At 71.5% G+C, this 16,677-nt stretch carries 18 protein-coding genes; 5 read left to right on the forward strand and 13 right to left on the reverse strand.

The window, feature by feature from the left end; genetic code table 11:
- Positions 1-83 precede the first annotated feature (83 nt).
- The 5 genes from ABZ928_RS42600 to ABZ928_RS42620 all read right to left on the reverse strand — a co-directional run bounded on the left by ABZ928_RS42600 (position 84) and on the right by ABZ928_RS42620 (position 4,759).
- Positions 84-764, reverse strand: a complete 681-nt coding sequence (locus tag ABZ928_RS42600; RefSeq protein ID WP_361531617.1) for a hypothetical protein — start codon at positions 762-764, stop codon at positions 84-86.
- Positions 761-1,717 carry an NADH-quinone oxidoreductase subunit H gene (locus ABZ928_RS42605; RefSeq protein WP_361531620.1) on the reverse strand — a complete coding sequence of 319 codons (957 nt, stop codon included), beginning with the start codon at positions 1,715-1,717 and terminating at the stop codon, positions 761-763. Before ABZ928_RS42605 ends, ABZ928_RS42600 begins: the two co-directional genes overlap by 4 nt.
- Positions 1,717-3,744, reverse strand: a complete 2,028-nt coding sequence (locus ABZ928_RS42610) for a proton-conducting transporter membrane subunit (RefSeq protein WP_361531930.1) — start codon at positions 3,742-3,744, stop codon at positions 1,717-1,719. Before ABZ928_RS42610 ends, ABZ928_RS42605 begins: the two co-directional genes overlap by 1 nt.
- Before the next feature lie 2 nt (positions 3,745-3,746).
- A complete protein-coding gene (locus ABZ928_RS42615; RefSeq protein WP_361531623.1) occupies positions 3,747-4,229 on the reverse strand; it encodes an oxidoreductase in 483 nt (160 codons plus the stop codon).
- Positions 4,230-4,408: 179 nt separating this feature from the next.
- Positions 4,409-4,759: a metalloregulator ArsR/SmtB family transcription factor gene (locus tag ABZ928_RS42620; protein ID WP_361531626.1), complete on the reverse strand. Its 351-nt coding sequence runs from the start codon at positions 4,757-4,759 to the stop codon at positions 4,409-4,411.
- 214 nt (positions 4,760-4,973) lie between these two features.
- Here ABZ928_RS42620 and ABZ928_RS42625 point away from each other — a divergent pair, with 214 nt between their 5' ends.
- Both ABZ928_RS42625 and ABZ928_RS42630 read left to right on the forward strand, forming a co-directional pair.
- Positions 4,974-5,159, forward strand: a complete 186-nt coding sequence (locus tag ABZ928_RS42625) for a hypothetical protein (protein WP_361531629.1) — start codon at positions 4,974-4,976, stop codon at positions 5,157-5,159.
- A 36-nt stretch (positions 5,160-5,195) separates the two neighbouring features.
- Positions 5,196-5,990 carry a 2-phosphosulfolactate phosphatase gene (locus tag ABZ928_RS42630; protein ID WP_361531632.1) on the forward strand — a complete coding sequence of 265 codons (795 nt, stop codon included), beginning with the start codon at positions 5,196-5,198 and terminating at the stop codon, positions 5,988-5,990.
- 10 nt (positions 5,991-6,000) lie between these two features.
- On the opposite strand, the gene ABZ928_RS42635 is transcribed toward ABZ928_RS42630, so the two are convergent.
- From ABZ928_RS42635 to ABZ928_RS42665, 7 genes are all read right to left on the reverse strand, one after another.
- Positions 6,001-6,423, reverse strand: a complete 423-nt coding sequence (locus tag ABZ928_RS42635) for an STAS domain-containing protein (RefSeq protein ID WP_361531635.1) — start codon at positions 6,421-6,423, stop codon at positions 6,001-6,003.
- A gap of 50 nt (positions 6,424-6,473) precedes the next feature.
- A complete protein-coding gene (locus ABZ928_RS42640) occupies positions 6,474-6,899 on the reverse strand; it encodes an ATP-binding protein (RefSeq protein WP_361531638.1) in 426 nt (141 codons plus the stop codon).
- Positions 6,899-7,309: a pyridoxamine 5'-phosphate oxidase family protein gene (locus ABZ928_RS42645; protein WP_361531641.1), complete on the reverse strand. Its 411-nt coding sequence runs from the start codon at positions 7,307-7,309 to the stop codon at positions 6,899-6,901. The genes ABZ928_RS42640 and ABZ928_RS42645 overlap by 1 nt, the downstream gene beginning before the upstream one ends.
- On the reverse strand, positions 7,306-9,051 hold the full coding sequence (locus ABZ928_RS42650) for a SulP family inorganic anion transporter (RefSeq protein WP_361531644.1): 1,746 nt from the start codon (positions 9,049-9,051) through the stop codon (positions 7,306-7,308). The genes ABZ928_RS42645 and ABZ928_RS42650 overlap by 4 nt, the downstream gene beginning before the upstream one ends.
- Positions 9,048-9,389 (reverse strand): metalloregulator ArsR/SmtB family transcription factor, encoded by a 342-nt coding sequence (locus ABZ928_RS42655; RefSeq protein WP_361531647.1) that lies wholly within the window; start codon positions 9,387-9,389, stop codon positions 9,048-9,050. The genes ABZ928_RS42650 and ABZ928_RS42655 overlap by 4 nt, the downstream gene beginning before the upstream one ends.
- A 425-nt stretch (positions 9,390-9,814) precedes the next feature.
- Positions 9,815-10,075, reverse strand: coding sequence for a DUF2933 domain-containing protein (locus ABZ928_RS42660; RefSeq protein ID WP_361531650.1), 261 nt, complete (start codon positions 10,073-10,075; stop codon positions 9,815-9,817).
- 53 nt (positions 10,076-10,128) lie between these two features.
- Positions 10,129-10,392, reverse strand: coding sequence for an SHOCT domain-containing protein (locus tag ABZ928_RS42665; protein WP_361531653.1), 264 nt, complete (start codon positions 10,390-10,392; stop codon positions 10,129-10,131).
- A 211-nt stretch (positions 10,393-10,603) separates the two neighbouring features.
- On the opposite strand from ABZ928_RS42665, the gene ABZ928_RS42670 reads away from it, so the two are divergent.
- The 3 genes from ABZ928_RS42670 (at position 10,604) to ABZ928_RS42680 (ending at position 16,021) form a co-directional block, all read left to right on the forward strand.
- Positions 10,604-13,351 carry a heavy metal translocating P-type ATPase gene (locus ABZ928_RS42670; RefSeq protein ID WP_361531656.1) on the forward strand — a complete coding sequence of 916 codons (2,748 nt, stop codon included), beginning with the start codon at positions 10,604-10,606 and terminating at the stop codon, positions 13,349-13,351.
- The gene (locus tag ABZ928_RS42675) at positions 13,348-13,680 is read left to right on the forward strand and encodes a metal-sensitive transcriptional regulator (protein ID WP_361531659.1); all 333 of its coding nucleotides are present in this window, start codon (positions 13,348-13,350) and stop codon (positions 13,678-13,680) included. Before ABZ928_RS42670 ends, ABZ928_RS42675 begins: the two co-directional genes overlap by 4 nt.
- A gap of 709 nt (positions 13,681-14,389) precedes the next feature.
- The gene (locus tag ABZ928_RS42680) at positions 14,390-16,021 is read left to right on the forward strand and encodes a multicopper oxidase family protein (RefSeq protein ID WP_361531933.1); all 1,632 of its coding nucleotides are present in this window, start codon (positions 14,390-14,392) and stop codon (positions 16,019-16,021) included.
- 144 nt (positions 16,022-16,165) lie between these two features.
- Here ABZ928_RS42680 and ABZ928_RS42685 read toward each other — a convergent pair whose 3' ends face one another.
- Positions 16,166-16,588: an Hsp20/alpha crystallin family protein gene (locus ABZ928_RS42685; RefSeq protein ID WP_361531662.1), complete on the reverse strand. Its 423-nt coding sequence runs from the start codon at positions 16,586-16,588 to the stop codon at positions 16,166-16,168.
- Between the last annotated feature and the right edge of the window lie 89 nt (positions 16,589-16,677).

Consider the following 16,677-nt stretch of genomic DNA (forward strand, 5'->3'; position numbering starts at 1 on the left):
TGCGGTGAGGGTGTACCCGGCCGCCACGGCAAGCGGTGCGGCGGCGGGCGCGGTCAGGAGCGCGGCGGTCGACATCGCGTTCATCAGTCGTGCAGCTCCCGCAGGTCGTCGATGTCGGTGGTACCGAACGCCTCCCGCATCCGGGTGGTGAGGATCTGCAGCACCAGTACCGCCAGCAACACATCGAAGGAGACACCGAGTTCGACGATCAGCGGCACCCCGGAGGTGGCGAGGAAGGCGGTGGCGGTGATGCCGTTGTCCAGCAGGAGGAAGCCGACCACCTGGGCCAGCGCCCGCCGTCGGGTGACCAGCACGAAGAAGCCGATCAGGACGACGGCGAGGCCGACCGGCAGCGCACGGGTCGCCGGGGTCGGATGCAGTTCGGTCAGCGGGCGGGCCACCGCGTAGGCGAGCAGGGTGAGCGCGGCGGCGGTGAGCAGGGAGGCGGCGACGTTCACCAACGGCTGGGCCTCCCGTACCTCCTCGCTGTAGTCGCGTTTGGGCGCGAGCGTCGCCAGGGCCCGGCGGATCAGGTAGGGCAGGACCCCGGCCCGCAGGACGCCGATCCCCAGCCCGACGATGACCAGCTCCCACCGCTCCTCATGCGCGCCGAGCAGCACCGCGATCGCGGCGAGGGCCATGCCTTGCAACGCGAAGAGGCGGACGATCGCGGCCAGTTCGCGCCGCCACAGCACGACCACGGCCGCCAGCAGGAAGGCACCGCAGGCCAGGTCGAGAAGCTGGGTGAACAGACTCTCGCTCATGATCCTCCGCTCAGGAAGTACGAGGACGTCACCGCGAGCAGCGCCAGCAGGAAGGACCCGGCGAGCAGTTCGGGCACCTTGAACAGGCGCACCTTCGCCCAGAACACTTCGGCCGCCGCCAACACCGCGCCCAACAACACCAGCTTCGCCGCGAACGCCACCAGGGCCACGACCAGGGCGGCCCAGGAGATACTCGTGGCGATCCCCCACGGCACGAACAGCGACGACAGCAGGCCCAGCAACAGGGTGAGCCGCATCTGGGCGCCGAGTTCGACCAGCGCCAGGTCCGGGCCCGCGTACTCCAGCACCATCGCCTCGTGGATCATGGTGAGTTCGAGGTGGGTGGAGGGGTTGTCCACCGGAATCCGCCCAGTCTCGGCGAGGACGGCGACTGCGAGCGCCGCCGTGGCCAGCAGGCCGGCCGGGGAGGCAAGGCGGCCCGGTTCGTGGACCGCGCCGGAGACGATGGACGCCAGGTTGGTGGTTCCGGCCGGTATCGAGAGGGCGAACACCGACAGCAGGATGGTCGGCTCCACCAGGGCGGCCACCGTCATCTCCCGGGAGGCGCCCATCCCGCCGAACGCGGTGCCGGTGTCGAGCCCGGCCAGTGCGAGGGTGAGCGTGCCGAGCGCGATCAGCGCCACCACCACGATCAGGTCGGCGTGGGAGCTGACCGGGGTGTCCGTGGACAGCAGCGGTACCAGGGCGGCGGCCACGACGGTGGTGGCCACCAGCAGCGCGGGTGCCGTGCGGAAGGCGGGCCCGGTGCCCACCGGGGTGATCGGCTCCTTCCGCAGCAACTTCCGTGCGTCCCGCCAGGGTTGCAGCACTCCGGCGCCGGCCCGGCCTTCGAGTCGCGCCCGGACCTGCCGCATCCACCCGGTCAGCAGTGGGGCCCCGGCGACGACCACGACGACCTGGCCCGCGACGGCCGCATACCCGATCCTGTTCATCACCAGCCCACCGCCAACGCCAACAGCAGGACGACCAGGCCGACGAAGCCGTAGCCGAGGTAGAGGTGCACGCTGCCGCCCGCGAGCCGACGCGCCGCCCGTCCGGCACCGGCCAGCGCGCTCAGCACCGGCTCGTACAGCCGGTGTTCGATCCGGTCGGGCACCGCGCGGGAGAAGCGCACCCGCTCCACCAGGTACGACGACTCGCGCACCGGTGTGACGTCCACGTCCTGCTCGGGGGCGAGGACGTCGTCGAATACCCGCTGGAGCGGCTCGGCGAACGAGGTCGCCGTATAGGCCATGCGCGGGGTGGGCGCCCCGCCGCCGCAGTCCCACAGCCGCGCGTTCACCCGGCGCCGACGGCGCGCGTACAGCCGGGGCAGACCGGCCGCGAGCATGAGCGCGGCGGTGAGCCCCGCGACGATCCACAGAGGCGACAGCGACGCGGAGATGCTGGCAAGCCGCACCTTCAGCCCTCCGCCCGACACCGCCCCACTGCCCGGCAGCCCTACCGAACCCACCGCCCGGTCCAGCCCGTCGCCCAGCAGCCCCGGCACCAGCGCCAGACCCGCGCATCCGGCGGTGAGCAGGCCCATCCCGGCAAGCATGGGCAGCGGTGATTCCTTGGCCGCCGCGGCCTTCTCGCTGCGCGGCCGGGCAAAGAAGCCCACGCCGAGCGCCTTGACGAACACCGCCGCCGCGAGTCCCGCCGACAGCGCGATCAGCGCCACCGCCACGGGCAGGACGACAGCTGGAGCCACTCCCGGTACCTGAAGCCCGTGGACCAGGGACTGCAGCAGCAGCCACTCGCTGATGAACCCGTTGCCCGGCGGCAGCGCCACCGCCCCCAGCGCGGCGACGGTGAACAGCCCGGCCGTGACCGGCATCCGGGCGCGCAGCCCGCCCAGCAGATCCAGGTTCCGCTCGCCGGTGGAACGCAGCACCGAGCCGGCCGCGCAGAACAACAGGGCTTTGAACGCGGCGTGGTTGACCACGTGCAGCAGCGCCGCCGCGAGGGCCAGCGCGGCCAACGGCCGGTCCCCGTAGGCGGCGAACAGCCCGGACGCCCCCACCCCGATGAGCACCAGCCCCATGTTCTCGCTGGTCGAGTACGCCAGCAGCCGCTTCAGGTCCGAGGCCATCGCCGCCTGAAGGATCCCGTACACCGCGCTGACCCCGCCGACCGCCATCAACCCCAGCCACCACCAGGCCGGTCCGCCGCCCAGCAGATCGAAGCTGACCCGCACCAGCCCGTAGACGCCGAGGTTGACCATGGCCGCGCTCATCAACGCCGAGACGGGGCTGGGCGCTTCGGGATGCGCGCGCGGCAGCCAGGCGTGCAGCGGCACCGCGCCCGCCTTCGACGTGAACCCGGCCGCCACCAGGACGAAGACGAGACCGCGCGCGGTCGGCGACACAGCCTGCGCGCTGGCCCGCAGCGCGGCGAAGGTCTCACCACCCGCCCACGCGGCGAACAGCGCGAGCCCGCCGAGCAGTAGGACCAGGCCGAGGTGCGTCATGACGGCGTACCAGACGCCCGCCTGCCGCACCGAGGCCCGCTCCCGGTGCTCGGCCAGTACCAGGAGCAGCGAGGCGAGCGCCATCAGCTCCCACAACATGAGGAAGGTGGACACCGACGCTGCTACCGGTACGAGGACCAGCGTGAGCGCGAACAGCGGCAGCACCGCCTGCGCGGTGCGCGAGCCGAGTCCGTGCGGGCCGTGGCCGGCGGCGTAGCCGATGCCGTAGATCGCGACGGCGGCTACGACGGCCCCCGCGACCGCCGTGAACAGGCCCCCGAGTGCGTCCATGGCCACCTGTGCTCCGGCCAGCGGCAGCAGCCCCGGGAAGGTGGTCGACCAGTGGCCGCCGCCCAGCGCGGCCACCCCCGCCGCACCACCCGCGACCCCCACGCCCGCCGTCAGCACCCCAACGACCAGCACCCGCAGGCGGTACGGCAGTGCGAGCCCGGCCAGCGCGCCCGCGCCGCCCAGTGTGGTGGCCGTCGCGAGGGCGGCCGGGATCATGCTCACCGGCCGGTCACCCTCCTGAGCGCCGCCACGATCTCCTGCGGCTCCGGCGGGCACCCAGGCACGGCCAGATCCACCGGTACGACGTCGGAGACAGCGCCCTCGACGCCGTAGCCGCCCGCGAACTCGCCGCAGTTGATCGCGCAGTCCCCGACCGCGACCACCAGCCGGGGCTCGCCCATCGCGGCGACCGTGCGCCGCAGCGGTTCCGCCATGTTCCGTGTCACCGGCCCGGTCACCAGGGCCACGTCCGCGTGCCGGGGCGAGGCGACCAGCCGGGCGCCGTACCGCTCGGCGTCGTACACCGGGTTGAAGGCCGCCGCGATCTCGATCTCGCAGCCGTTGCAGGACCCGGCGTCAACGCACCGGACTTGAACCGAGCCTGCGAACTCCCGCGCCTGCGGTGGGGGTTCACCTTCCGGGCGCGGCGGTGCGGGCTCGGCCACCCGCCCGGTGGTACGGATCTTGCGCAGCAGGCCCATGACGCCTCCCTGTGATGGTGAGGACTGTCCGCAGGTGACCAACAGGTTCACCCGCGTGTCGAGTTACGGCACTTTATGATGTTTTGCCCTGGTCTTGCGATGTGGTGAAGGCGGCCGCCTCCCGCTGTCGCGGAGTGCTGTCCACCGCCCGGGAGGCGGCCGCCGATCGAGGGCCGTCGCTACGACGGCGGCTTCGCCTCCTGCTGTGCGGCCTGCAGGTCGGCGAGGAGTTCGGCCTGCTCGGCCAGCACGCCCGACAGGATGGTCCGCGCGGTCATCAGCAGCTCGGCGATGTGCGGGCTGGTCAGCGAGTAGTACACGGTCGAGCCCGCCCTGCGGGTGATGACCAGGTTCGCCCGGCGCAGCACCGCGAGCTGCTGGGAGAGGTGCGCGGGCTCGATGCCCACCTCGGGCAGCATCTCGGCGACCGCGTACTCGCGCTCGCTCAGCAGCTCCAGGACCCGGATGCGCGCGGGATGTCCGAGGGTCTTGAAGAACTCGGCCTTGAGTTGGTACAGCGGCGTACTCACCGGCCTGTCCCCTCCCCGACACTGCGGCACGGCCCCGCCGGCCGGATGTCGGTACATCGCTTCCACCCACTCGTCACACACATACGGCCATCCTCGCCTGTGGTGTCGGCCCGGCCGAACCCGTGCCGACGAACCGAGCGGCTCGGATCCATCCATGACGACCTCAGGAATTGCTAACATTAGCAATTCCATACGTCGTGTGAGGGAGGCTTGCATGAGAATCACTCCGCTGCGGGGGCTGGGCGTCACCTGGTTCAAGTGCCCGGCCTGCCGTCTCAAGTGCAGTCCCACAGCCGTGGGCCCGGACGACTCCTGCCCGCGCTGCGGCCACGACCGCATGCTGAAGCTGTCCTTCGGCGGCAGGTCCTCGCAGCCGACCCCGGATCGCCCTCGCGGCTGACCCTCGTGCCGCATCCGGTGTGGGGGAGGTAGAGGGATGGGTGACTGGGCTGCTCAGTCCGGTAGCGGGATCCGCTTCGAGTGGGGTCCGGCCGGTGCGGGCCGCCTCGCCGCGGAGGCGGCCTGCCTGGTGGTCGTCGACGTGCTGTCGTTCACCACGGCGGTGAGTGTCGCCGTCCGGCAGGGCACCCGGGTGCTTCCGTTCTGGCTGCCGGACGGCTCTGTGACCGAGGCTGAGCGCAGTGCGGCAGAGAAGGCCGCCGCCGTCTACGCGCGGCAGTCGGGCGCGCGGTTGGCTGTGGGACGCCGTGCCGTCACGCCCGACAGCCCTTGGTCGCTGTCACCGGCCCATCTGCGGGCCGCGCCGTTCGTGGTCCGCCTTGTGTTGCCGTCCCCGAACGGTGCGACCATCGCCGCCGCCGCGCCACCCGGGGTGCCGGTGGTCGCCGCCTGTCTGCGCAATATCACCGCGGTCAGTGGCTGGCTCACCGCCCGCGGCTACGGCACGCCCGCGTCACCCGTGGCCGTGATCGCCTCGGGTGAGCGGTGGCCGGACGGTAGCCTGCGGCCCGCCCTGGAGGACCTGCTCGGGGCCGGAGCCCTCATCTCGGACCTGCACTCCCAGGGCGCAGGCCAGCTCTCCGCCGAGGCGGCAGCAGCGAAGGCGAGTTACGAAGGCACCGCCGACCTGGCGCACGCGGTCGCCACCAGTGCCTCCGGGCGGGAGCTGGTCGCGATGGGGTTCACCGAGGATGTCGCCATCGCGACCGAGGAGGACGTCTGCACCGTCGTTCCCGTGCGGGACCGTGACGGTGCCTTCGCGTGTGGATGAGCCCTGGGGGTCATTCTCCGGTCTGATCTCCGCTGGGCCACCCTGTCGTCCGCCACTCGTGGTGGCCTGCCACGTGCTCCGTGTGTCCCCCGCCCTGCGCGCCGTGTGCGGCGAGAGCTGCGGTCAGGTCGGCGTGGACGGGGATGTCCGGGCCGTCACCGGCCGGGACGAGGGAGCCGTCGGCGGGGATCGAGGCCAGTTCCAGGCCACGTCCCGCCGCGGCGAGGCGCACCGCGGCCTTGGTGATCGCCTGCTGTCCCTCGGTGGACCAGCCGCGCAGTTCGCTGAGGTCGACGACGACCGGCCCGGTGCCGCGCGCGAGCACCCAGCCGACCGCGCCGGAGAAGCGGTGCACCGCGTCCGGGCCCAGGTATCCGGCGACGGCGAGAATGCCGAGATCCTGCTCGATCGTGTAGCGCCAGTCGATGGTCATGACAGTGAACTTCCTTGTGCGAGTTGCCCGTTAGGGGATCTGCTCTGCGCTCAGAGCGGAAGGGTGATCCAGATGCTCTTGCCCTTGCCGTCCGCATCGCCCCGGACTCTGGCGGTGCCGCCCAGGCCGAGCACCAGCTCCATGACGGTGCCCAGCCCCCCGGCACCCGTGCCGGTGACGGACGCGTACAGCGAGGGCTGGTAGGGGTGCCGGTCGTGGACGGCGAAGGCCAGGCAGTCCGTGCCGGCCGCGTAGATCACCGTGACCTGCGGGGAGAGCACGGCGGCGTGCCGCACGCTGTTGGTGACCAGCTCGCTGAGGATCAGCAGGGCCGGGTCCACGGTGGGGTGGCGCAGGCCGATGCCCCATTCGATCAGGGTCTGTTCGGCGGTCTGGCGGGCGACGCGGACGGCCGCCGGTTGGCTGGGCAGGGTGAGCACGTGCCGGTGGGGCAGCGTCTCCAACCGGGTGGACATCAGCCCTCCGCCTGGCGGGCGAGGCGGAATCCGGTGACCGCCTGCGGGTGGACGCGCAGCAGCGTGTCGTGCGGGCCGTGCGTCCAGCCGGCCAGGGTGCGCCGGTAGTGGGCGGCCTCGTCGGGGTCGGTAATCACGTCGACCGGTCCTTCGACGGTGACGCTCCAGCCGGTGCCACTCGCCGCACGGATCTCGTCCACGTGGTAGGTCACGGTGAAGGGGACCGCGGCGACGGGCGCGGGCGTCCGCACCACCAGGCGGCCGTACTCCCAGGTGTGGTGGCCAGGCCGCACCACGGTCGACTCCCGCTGCCGATACACCAGCCGCCCCAGACAGCTGCCCTCCACCAGCCACAGCGCCTCCGCGCCGGAGACCTCGACCATGCGCAGCGTGGCGGGAGTGGTGCTCATCGGGCTGGTTCCTCACTGACGTCGGTCGTCTTCGCACTCGTCGGCTGCGTCTTCTGCGCGGGGACGGCAGGAAGGACACCGGCCATCTCCAGGTGGTCGCGGGCGCCCTGGATGGCCTCGGGGGTGGTGGCGTACTCCCGGCCGTCCAGACGCAGGAGGTCGAGGGCGCCCACCGAGTCGAGGACCTGGCGCTGGCCGGGGCGTATCCCGGAGGTCATGACGACGATGCCGCGGCGGTGCAGCTTCTCCACCGCGTCCTTGAGGACCAGAGCGCCGGTGGCGTCCATGGTAGAGACGCGGGACATGCGCAGGATGACGACGCGGACATCCGCCACCTCGGTCAGCTCCAGCAGGAAGCGGTGGGCGGCGGCGAAGAAGAGCGGGCCGTCGATGCGGTAGGCGACGATGTGCTCGGCGAGCAGCGCGTGCTCCTCGGCACTGTGGTCACCGTGGTCCAGGGGCACCTGGTCGAAGCGGGCCTGCTTGGCGACCGCGCGCAGGGCAAGGGCGCCCGCCACAACAAGGCCGATGATCACGGCGTACACCAGGTCCAGGGCGAGCGTGGCGACGGCGGTCAGGACGAGGATCAGCGCGTCGGAGCGGGTGGCCTTCGCCATCGCCTTCAGCGAGCCGACCTCCACCATCCGGATCGCGGTGGCCAGCAGGACACCGGCGAGCGCGGCCAGCGGGATCTTCGAGACGAGCGGCGCGGCGGCGAAGACGATGACGGCGAGGATCACGGCGTGCGTGAGGGCTGCCAGGCGGGAGCTCGCGCCGGTGCGGACGTTGACGGCGGTGCGCGCGATGGCGCCGGTCGCCGGAACGCCGCCGAACAGCGGGGCGGCGATGTTCGCCAGGCCCTGGCCGAACAACTCCCGGTCCGGGTCGTGCTTCTGGCCGACCGTCATGCCGTCCGCGACCGAGGCGGACAGCAGCGACTCCAGGGCGGCCAGCGCGGCGACCGCCACCGCAGGGGCGAACAGGGAGCCCAGCGAGCCGAGCTCCAGGAAGGACAGCGAGGGCGCGGGCAGCCCGGCCGGCAGGTCGCCGATCGGCTTCGCCGCGTCCAGCCCGGCCACCTGCGCCACGATCGTGGCCGCGATCACCGCGAGGATCGAGAAGGGGACGGTCGGCCGCCAGCGGGCCCCGGCCAGCATGACCGCGGCCACGGCGACCGCGAAGCCCACAGCGGTCCAGTTCGGAGACTTGGCGAACTCCTCGACCGCGCGCCAGGTGACCACCAGCACCCGGTCACCCTCGGGCTTGGGCACGCCGAGCGCGTTCGGGACCTGCTGAAGGCCGATGACGCAGGCGATGCCGAGGGTGAAGCCCTCTACCACGGGAGCGGGAACGTACTGCATGTACTTCCCGGCGCGCAGCGCGGCCAGGGCGACCAGCATGACCCCGGCCATCACTCCGACCGTCAACACACCGGTCGCCCCGTACTGGCCGACGATCGGGACGAGGACCACCGTCATGGCCCCGGTCGGCCCGGACACCTGGAGATTCGATCCGCCGAAGACCGCGGCGAGCGCACCCGCGACCACCGCGGTCGCCAGGCCCGCCTCCGCGCCGAGGCCGGAGGAGACGCCGAAGCCGAGCGCGAGCGGCAGCGCCACGATGGCCACGGTGAGCCCGGCGAGCAGGTCCCGGCGCGGGTCGCGCCGCGCTTCCACGAGGTCGGAGCGCGTGGGCAGCAGGGACGTGAACCGGGCCCAGGCCCGGGCGAAGAGCGTGCTCATCGCGCAGTGACCTCGGCTTCCCGCAGCTCGGCCAGCAGCTCGTTCTGCCCGGTGAGCATCTCGGTCAGGATCCGCCGCGCGGCCTTCAGCAGGTCGGCCACATCCCCGCCGGCCAGTGCGTAGACGACGGCCTGGCCCTCGCGCGTCGAGGTGACGATCCCCGAGCGGCGCAATACCGCCAGCTGCTGCGACAGGCTGGACGGCTCCACCTCGATGGCGGCCAGCAGGTCCCGCACCGGCATCGGCCCCTCCTGCAACAGCTCCAGCACCCGTATCCGCACCGGATGCCCCAGCATCCGGAAGAACTCGGCCTTGGCCTGGTACAGCGGAACGGACACGACCCCTCGGCTTCCCCTACGAACCCCACCCCCGCGGGGCAGACACGGCACACGCCAGACACGTAAGCGCTGCGCCCGCGGCTACCGGATCAGGACGGACGGGCGCAGCCACCACAGCATGTAATCAATTGCTGAATTTAGCAATTCCAATATCTGTTTTGTGGCGGTCCGCACGTGGGCAGCGGAGCCAGAACGCAGGCGTGACGGCGGCACAGGCGGCCCACCGGTCCCGCGTTGCACCAGGACCGGGAGCATGATCAAGGTCAGGATCGTCGTCCGCATAGGCGGACCAGCGGCAGGCGGCGGGGCTCGTCAAGGGTGATCAGCCGGGCAATGTCATAGACGATGCCCCCAGGACCAGCACCCTGGCCGGCGAAGTGATCACGGCCGCCATGACGTTCGCCCCCGGACCCGGGCGTGGACGGTCAGAGCCGACCGGGCCCGGTGCGGTGGTCGCGCTTGCGCAGCCGATCCTCGTTCCGGTCGTCGCGGTCGCGGTGTTGATCGTGACCGCCATGCGTGTCCTGGCCGTGCATGCCCCGCATCATGAAGAACATCATCAGCGGGCAGGCGGCGACGAGAGCCAGCCAGACCAGGCTGTCCAGCGGCACCCCGACAACCAGGGCTCCTACAAAGACGATCGCTGCGGCAAGGGCGTACATGCCGTAGTTGCGCTTGTCGTTCATCACTGGCCTCCTTCAGCGGAGGACTGCGGGCCGCGACGGGAGCGGCCCGAGTTTCAGGTCTTCGTGGGAGGGCCGGCGTGCAAGGCGGTCAGGCGGCGCCGGTACTCCTCCTCGTCGATGTCCCCGCGGGCCAGCCGTTCGCGAAGGATGTCCTCGGGCGTGGGCGCGGCGGGGGTGTGGGTGTGTTCGTGGGGGTGGTTGAGGGTGCGGACGAGCAGCACGACGACTGCGATGATCAACGCCCAGAAAAGGATCATGCCGGCCGACATCGCGAACCAACCCCATCCGCTGACGTCGTGGTCGTACCAGAACATCATCGCCACTCACCTGCTTCGGCTTGTCGGCGAACGGGGGGTCGGACGGACGCCCCGGGCCGGGGCTTTCTGCTCCTTCCCCTGCATCGTGCCTCTGCCCGGCGTGGCGGTCTGGGGCCGAACGGTCCAGGGCCGGTGGGCCGTTCAGCCCCTACCCGGCAGGGGTACCCGGGCACACGCTGAAGAGTGACCCGTCAAGGGAGGCGAGACGCCCATGGGTACCGTCGATGTCGTTGTGGTCCTGGCCTCGGCCGTGCTGGTCGGAGCGCTGGGCTGGTACTTCTTCGGACCGCGCCGGGCCGGTACCGCCCGGCTGGAAGGCGGCGTCCAGCGAGTGGAGGTCACAGTGCGGGGCGGCTACAGCCCCGATGTGATCAAGGTTCGGCAGGGCACACCGGTGGACTTGGTCTTCGACCGGCAGGAGGCCGGGGAGTGCACCTCCCGTGTGGTCTTCCCCGATCTCAAGGTGGGCGCGGGGCTGCCCGCTCACGCACGTACGACCGTACGGCTGAATCCGGAGCGTCCGGGCTCCTTCGGCTTCGCCTGCGGCATGAACATGATCCACGGCACGCTGCTGGTCGAGCCCGCGGAAGAGCCCGCACCGCTTGGCGCTGTCGGCGCCGACGTCACGTCCGCAGCTCCTCCTGCGCCCGGTGGGCCGCCCTCGGCGGGCGGAGAACGGTCGGCCGCGGAGTCGGAGGCCGCGGACGCCGCCGAGCGGCGGGCGGAGATCAAGGACCTCACCCGCAGGGTGCTGACGGGCGCGGTGCTCACCGCCCCGGTGCTGTTCGCGGTGATGGCGCACGAGGTGTTCGGCGCGGACTGGGTGCCGGGCTGGATGCTCGACCACTGGCTGCAGCTGGCGCTGATCACTCCGGTGATGTTCTTCACCGGGTGGCCGATCCACGTGACGGGCTGGCTGACCCTGCGCCACCGGGCCGCCGACATGAACTCCCTGATCACCCTCGGTACTTCGGCCGCCTACGGCTACAGCCTGCTGGCCACCCTCGCCCCCGGCCTGCTGCCCGAGGACGTGCGCGAGGTCTACTACGAGGCCGTCGGCGTGATCCTGACCCTGATCCTGCTCGGCCGGCTGCTGGAGGCCCGCGCCAAGGCCGGCACCGGCGAGGCCATCCGGGCCCTGCTGGGCCTGCAGGCCCGCACCGCGCGCGTCATGCGCGACGGCGCCGAGACGGAGATCCCGATCGAGGACGTCGTGGTCGGCGACGAGATCGTCATCCGGCCCGGAGAGAAGATCCCGGTCGACGCCGAGGTGCTCTCCGGCTCCTCCCCCGTGGACGAGTCGATGGTCACCGGTGAGCCGATGCCCGTCACGAAGCACGCCGGGGACACGGTCATCGGCGCGACCGTCAACGGGACCGGGTCGCTGCGGGTACGGGCGGCCAAGGTCGGGGCGGACACGATGCTGGCCCAGATCATCCGGCTGGTGCAGCAGGCCCAGGCGTCCAAGGCACCCATCCAGCGGCTCGCCGATGCCGTGTCGGCGTACTTCGTGCCCGCGGTCATCGCCATCGCGATCGGCACCTTCGCGATCTGGTTCACCCTCGGGCCCTCCCCCGCCCTGACCCTCGCTCTGGTCTCCGCGGTGGCGGTGCTGATCATCGCCTGCCCGTGCGCGCTGGGCCTGGCCACGCCGCTGTCCGTGATGGTCGGCACCGGCAAGGGCGCCCAGGCCGGCATCCTCATCCGCTCCGCCGAAGCCCTGGAGACCGCGCACAAGCTGGACACCGTGGTCCTGGACAAGACCGGCACCGTCACCGCGGGCAAACCCGTCCTGACCGACGTCCACCCCGCCGAAGGATCCAACGCATCCGAACTGCTCCGTTTGGTCGCCGCAGCCGAGGCCGACAGCGAACACCCCCTCGCCCAGGCCATCGTCGACGGCGCCCGCGAGCGCGGTCTTCGCCCGCCGACTGCGTCCGGCTTCGACTCGGTCACCGGCAAGGGCGTCCAGGCCACCGTCGACGGACACGCCGTGCTGGTCGGCACCGCCCGGCTCCTCGGCGACGTCGGCATCGACACCACCGCCCTGGCCACCGTCGCGGCCGACCTGTCGGCCGAGGGCAAGACTCCCGTGCTCGCCGCCGTCGACGGACGTCCCGCCGGTGTGCTGGCCGTCGCCGACACCGTCAAGGACGACTCCGCCGCCGCCATCACCGCGCTGGGGCGCCTCGGCGTGGATGTCGTCATCATCACCGGCGACAACGCCCGCACCGCCGCGGCGATCGCCGCCCAGGTGGGCGTGGACCGGGTGCTGGCCGAGGTGCTGCCCGAGCACAAGGCCGACGAGATACGCCGACTGCAGGGCGAGGGCCGCGTCGTCGGCATGGTCGGCGACGGCATCAACGACGCCCCCGCCCTGGCCGCCGCCGACGTCGGCCTGGCCATCGGCACCGGCACCGACGTGGCCATCGAGGCCGCCGACATCACCCTGATCTCCGGATCCCTCAGCGGGGTCGTCACCGCGATCCGGCTGTCGCGGGCCACCATGCGCAACATCCGGCAGAACCTGTTCTTCGCCCTGGTCTACAACGCCGTCGGTGTCCCGCTCGCCGCAGGCGCCCTGTACCCGGTGTGGGGCCTGCGGCTGAGCCCGGTCATCGCCGCCGCGGCCATGGCGCTCAGTTCGCTGTCGGTCGTCACCAACGCCTCCCGGCTACGCCGCTGGCACCCCCAGCCGCTGCCCGAGGCCCGGCCCGCCCACGGCCGGCCTCGGGTCGAGTCCACCGCCGACCGCCCCTCCCCCGGCGGTGACCGCGTGGTCACCGACCCGGTGTGCGGCATGCAGGTGGACAGGACCACCGCCGCCGAACAACGGCAGACCGAGCACGGCACGTACCACTTCTGCTCCGCCCACTGCGCCGCCGCGTTCGACGGAGATCCGGACCGCTATACGGCCCCCGCACCCGGCGGTACGCACCAGGGAGGTGAACCCCGATGACCAGCGCTCCGGCCTCCCCAGGCCACACTCACGGGCAGCACACCCAGACACCCGGCTACGCCGCCCGCAAGGCCGACCACCTGGCCCGCCTGAGCAAGATCGAAGGCCAGATACGCGGCATCTCCCGCATGATCACCGACGACCGCTACTGCATCGACGTCCTCACCCAGATCAGCGCCGCCGGCCGCGCCCTGCAGGAAGTCGCCCTCGGCCTCCTCGACGACCACGTACGCGGCTGTGTCACCGAAGCCGCCCGCGCCGATCCGGCCCAGGCCGAGGAGAGGTTCGCGGAGTTCAGCGACACGCTGCGCCGCGCACTGCGTCTGTGACCCCATGGCGGTCGGGGCCGCGCCCTCGCCGTTTCCGCCCGGGATTACCCCCACTGGGTATGTTGACGGCGACGGGTCCCTTTCAGCTCAAGCTCGGATTCAACCCAAGCACGGACGGAAGCCATGGCGACAGCCGCTCACCGAGGAGACGCCGCTCACAGCGACGTGCTCCGGTGGATACGCGCTGCCGCCATCGCGCTCGTCGCTGCACTCGCCGTTCTCGTCCACCACGAAACGGCCGCCACCGTCACCCACGTGGCACCCGCCCTGGCTTCCGGGACGAGCGGCCTGGCGGGCATGCACCACAGGGACACGCCGACGATGCCTCGCCACACTGGCGGGCACACCATGCCGCTCGGCGTCACGGACCCGGCCAGCGCCCACGAGGACAACGGGGCGTGCTCGGGCACCGTGATGCAGCACTGCTCCGCCGCTGGCGTGGACAGTGTGAAACTCGCGCCTCCCCACCAGTCCTCGACCGGTTCGGCGTCGTCCCTCCCTCCCGGGGCAGCCGTCGGCCGCGACGTCCCGGGCACCGTATGCCGGGCCCCACCCGATCTTTCGGCCCTCTCTCGATTGCTGCTGTAGGCCGCGCCCGAGGCTGAGCGCGCTCGCGTGCGCGCTCAGCCGTCTCGGCAAGCGAACCGAACAGAAGCGATATCGAGAAGAGGACATCCCCATGAACAGCGTGAACAGCGGCGCGAGCAGCATGAACGGCCGCATGAACCGCCGCTCCGTCCTGCTGGCCGGGCTCGGCGTCACGGGCGCGGGCGCGCTCACCGCGTGCAGCGGCTCCAGCAGTACACCCACTCTGATCAGCCCCTCCGGGTCTGCCGTCGCCGCCGCCGACAAGAAGCGCACCACAAGCGGCAGGACACACGAACTGACCCTGACCGCAGCCCAGGCCATGGTCGATCTGGGCGCCGGCATCACGGCCAGGACCTGGTCCTTCAGCGGCCGACTCCCCGGCAAGGAACTGCGCGTCTCGGCCGGTGACACGCTGGCCGCCACTCTGTCCAACCAGCTGCCCGACCGGGCCACCACCTCCGTCCACTGGCACGGCATCGCCCTGCGCAACGACATGGACGGCGTGCCGCCGGCCACCCAGACCGCCGTCCGGTCAGGGCGCAACTTCACCTACCGGTTCACCGCCGACGCGCCCGGCACCTACTTCTTCCACCCGCACGTAGGCGTCCAACTCGACCGAGGCCTGTACGCGCCCCTGATCGTGGAGGACCCCAAGGAGCCGCTGTCGTACGACGAGGAATGGGTGATCGTCCTCGACGACTGGCTCGACGGCGTCACCGGCACCCCGGACGAGGTCTTCGCCGAGCTGGGGCACGGCATGGGCGGGATGCGCATGGGCGACGACTCCGGCAGCCCGTCCGGCTCCACCGGCCGCGAAGGCCACGACATGGGAGACATGGGCGGGATGGACATGGGCAGCGGCACGGACGCGGCCGGCGGCTCACCGTCCCCGTCGTCCGGCTCCGGCATGTCGATGAGGTTCATGCTGACGGGCGCCCGAAGCCCGCTGCTCGGAGGCGATGCCGGGGATGTGAAGTACCCCTACCACCTGGTCAACGGCCGCGTTCCGGCCGACCCGGAGGTCTTCCGCACCAAGCCCGGCAAGCGGGTTCGGCTGCGCCTGATCAACGCCGGCAGCGACACCGCGTACCGCGTCGCCCTCGGCGGCCACCAGCTCACCCTCACCCACACCGACGGCTTCCCGATCCGGCACCAGCAGGTCGACGCCGTACTGATCGGCATGGGCGAGCGCTACGACGCCCTCGTCGCCCTGGACGACGGGGTCTTCCCCCTCGTCGCACTGGCGGAGGGCAAGAACGCCACCGGTATGGCACTGGTGCGCACCGGCCCGGGCAGCACGCCGAAGCCGACCGTGCGCCCGAAGGAGCTGGACGGCATGATCATGACCGCCTCGCAGCTGCGCGCGGCGGACGACGTCCGCCTGACGTCGAGGAAGGCGGACCGGGTCCACCGCATCGAGCTGACCGGCGGCATGATGACCTACAACTGGGCCATCAACGGCGAGCGCTTCGACATGAACGACCCGACCGCGAACCCGATCACGGTCGAGCAGGGCCAACGGGTACGGCTGGACTTCGCCAACACCACCACCATGTGGCACCCGATGCACCTGCACGGCCACACGTATCAACTCGGCAGCGGGGGCCCGCGCAAGGACACCGCGATCGTTCTGCCGAAGAGGACGCTGTCGGTGTTCTTCGATGCGGACAACCCGGGGCAGTGGATGCTGCACTGCCACAACGCCTACCACGGCGAAGCAGGAATGATGGCGCTGGTGGGCTACCAGAGCTGATCCTGTGGTCCCGGCGCGTGAAGCCGAGTACCACCGCGGGGCGGGCCTCGCGAGTGCCCCAGGTGGGCATCGCCAAAGATGTGTGCGCGGCCGGAAGAGCGGACCGGCCACGCACACAGGGTGCGGCTCGGCGCGAACGCGCGGTCAGGCGTGCCGCACCGGGATGGTCCTGGTGCCCGTCTTCGCCTCCGGCACCGGAACCGTGATAGTCAGGACACCGTCCTTGTACTCTGCGGTGGCCTCGTCCCCCTTGGCCCCGGCCGGCAGCCGGACGGAGCGGGCGAAGGTGCCGTAGCGGAATTCCGTGCGGTGCTTCTCCGTGGTCTCCTCGCTGCGCTCGGCCCGCAGGGTCAGAACGCCTTCCGCGACGGTGATCTCGACGTCCTTGGCAGGGTCGATGCCCGGAAGCTCGGCCCGCAGTATGTACGTCCCGTCCGCCAGATGTTCTTCGACGCGAATACCGTGCAGCCCCGGAATCGTGTGCGTTCCGGGGAGGCCGGCCTCCATCCAACCGAAGAGGTCAGGCAGCGTCGGCCAACCCGGCAGCCGCTCGATCATGCCACTCATGTCTCCCTCCTTTTCTCGTCACTTCCAGCGTCCCGCCCTCGTAAGGGGAGCGCGTGTGCCGTCCGGGCCCAGGGAGGGCCCGACCGGCC

It is taken from the genome of Streptomyces sp. NPDC046909, assembly GCF_040644695.1.
Taxonomy (GTDB): domain Bacteria; phylum Actinomycetota; class Actinomycetes; order Streptomycetales; family Streptomycetaceae; genus Streptomyces.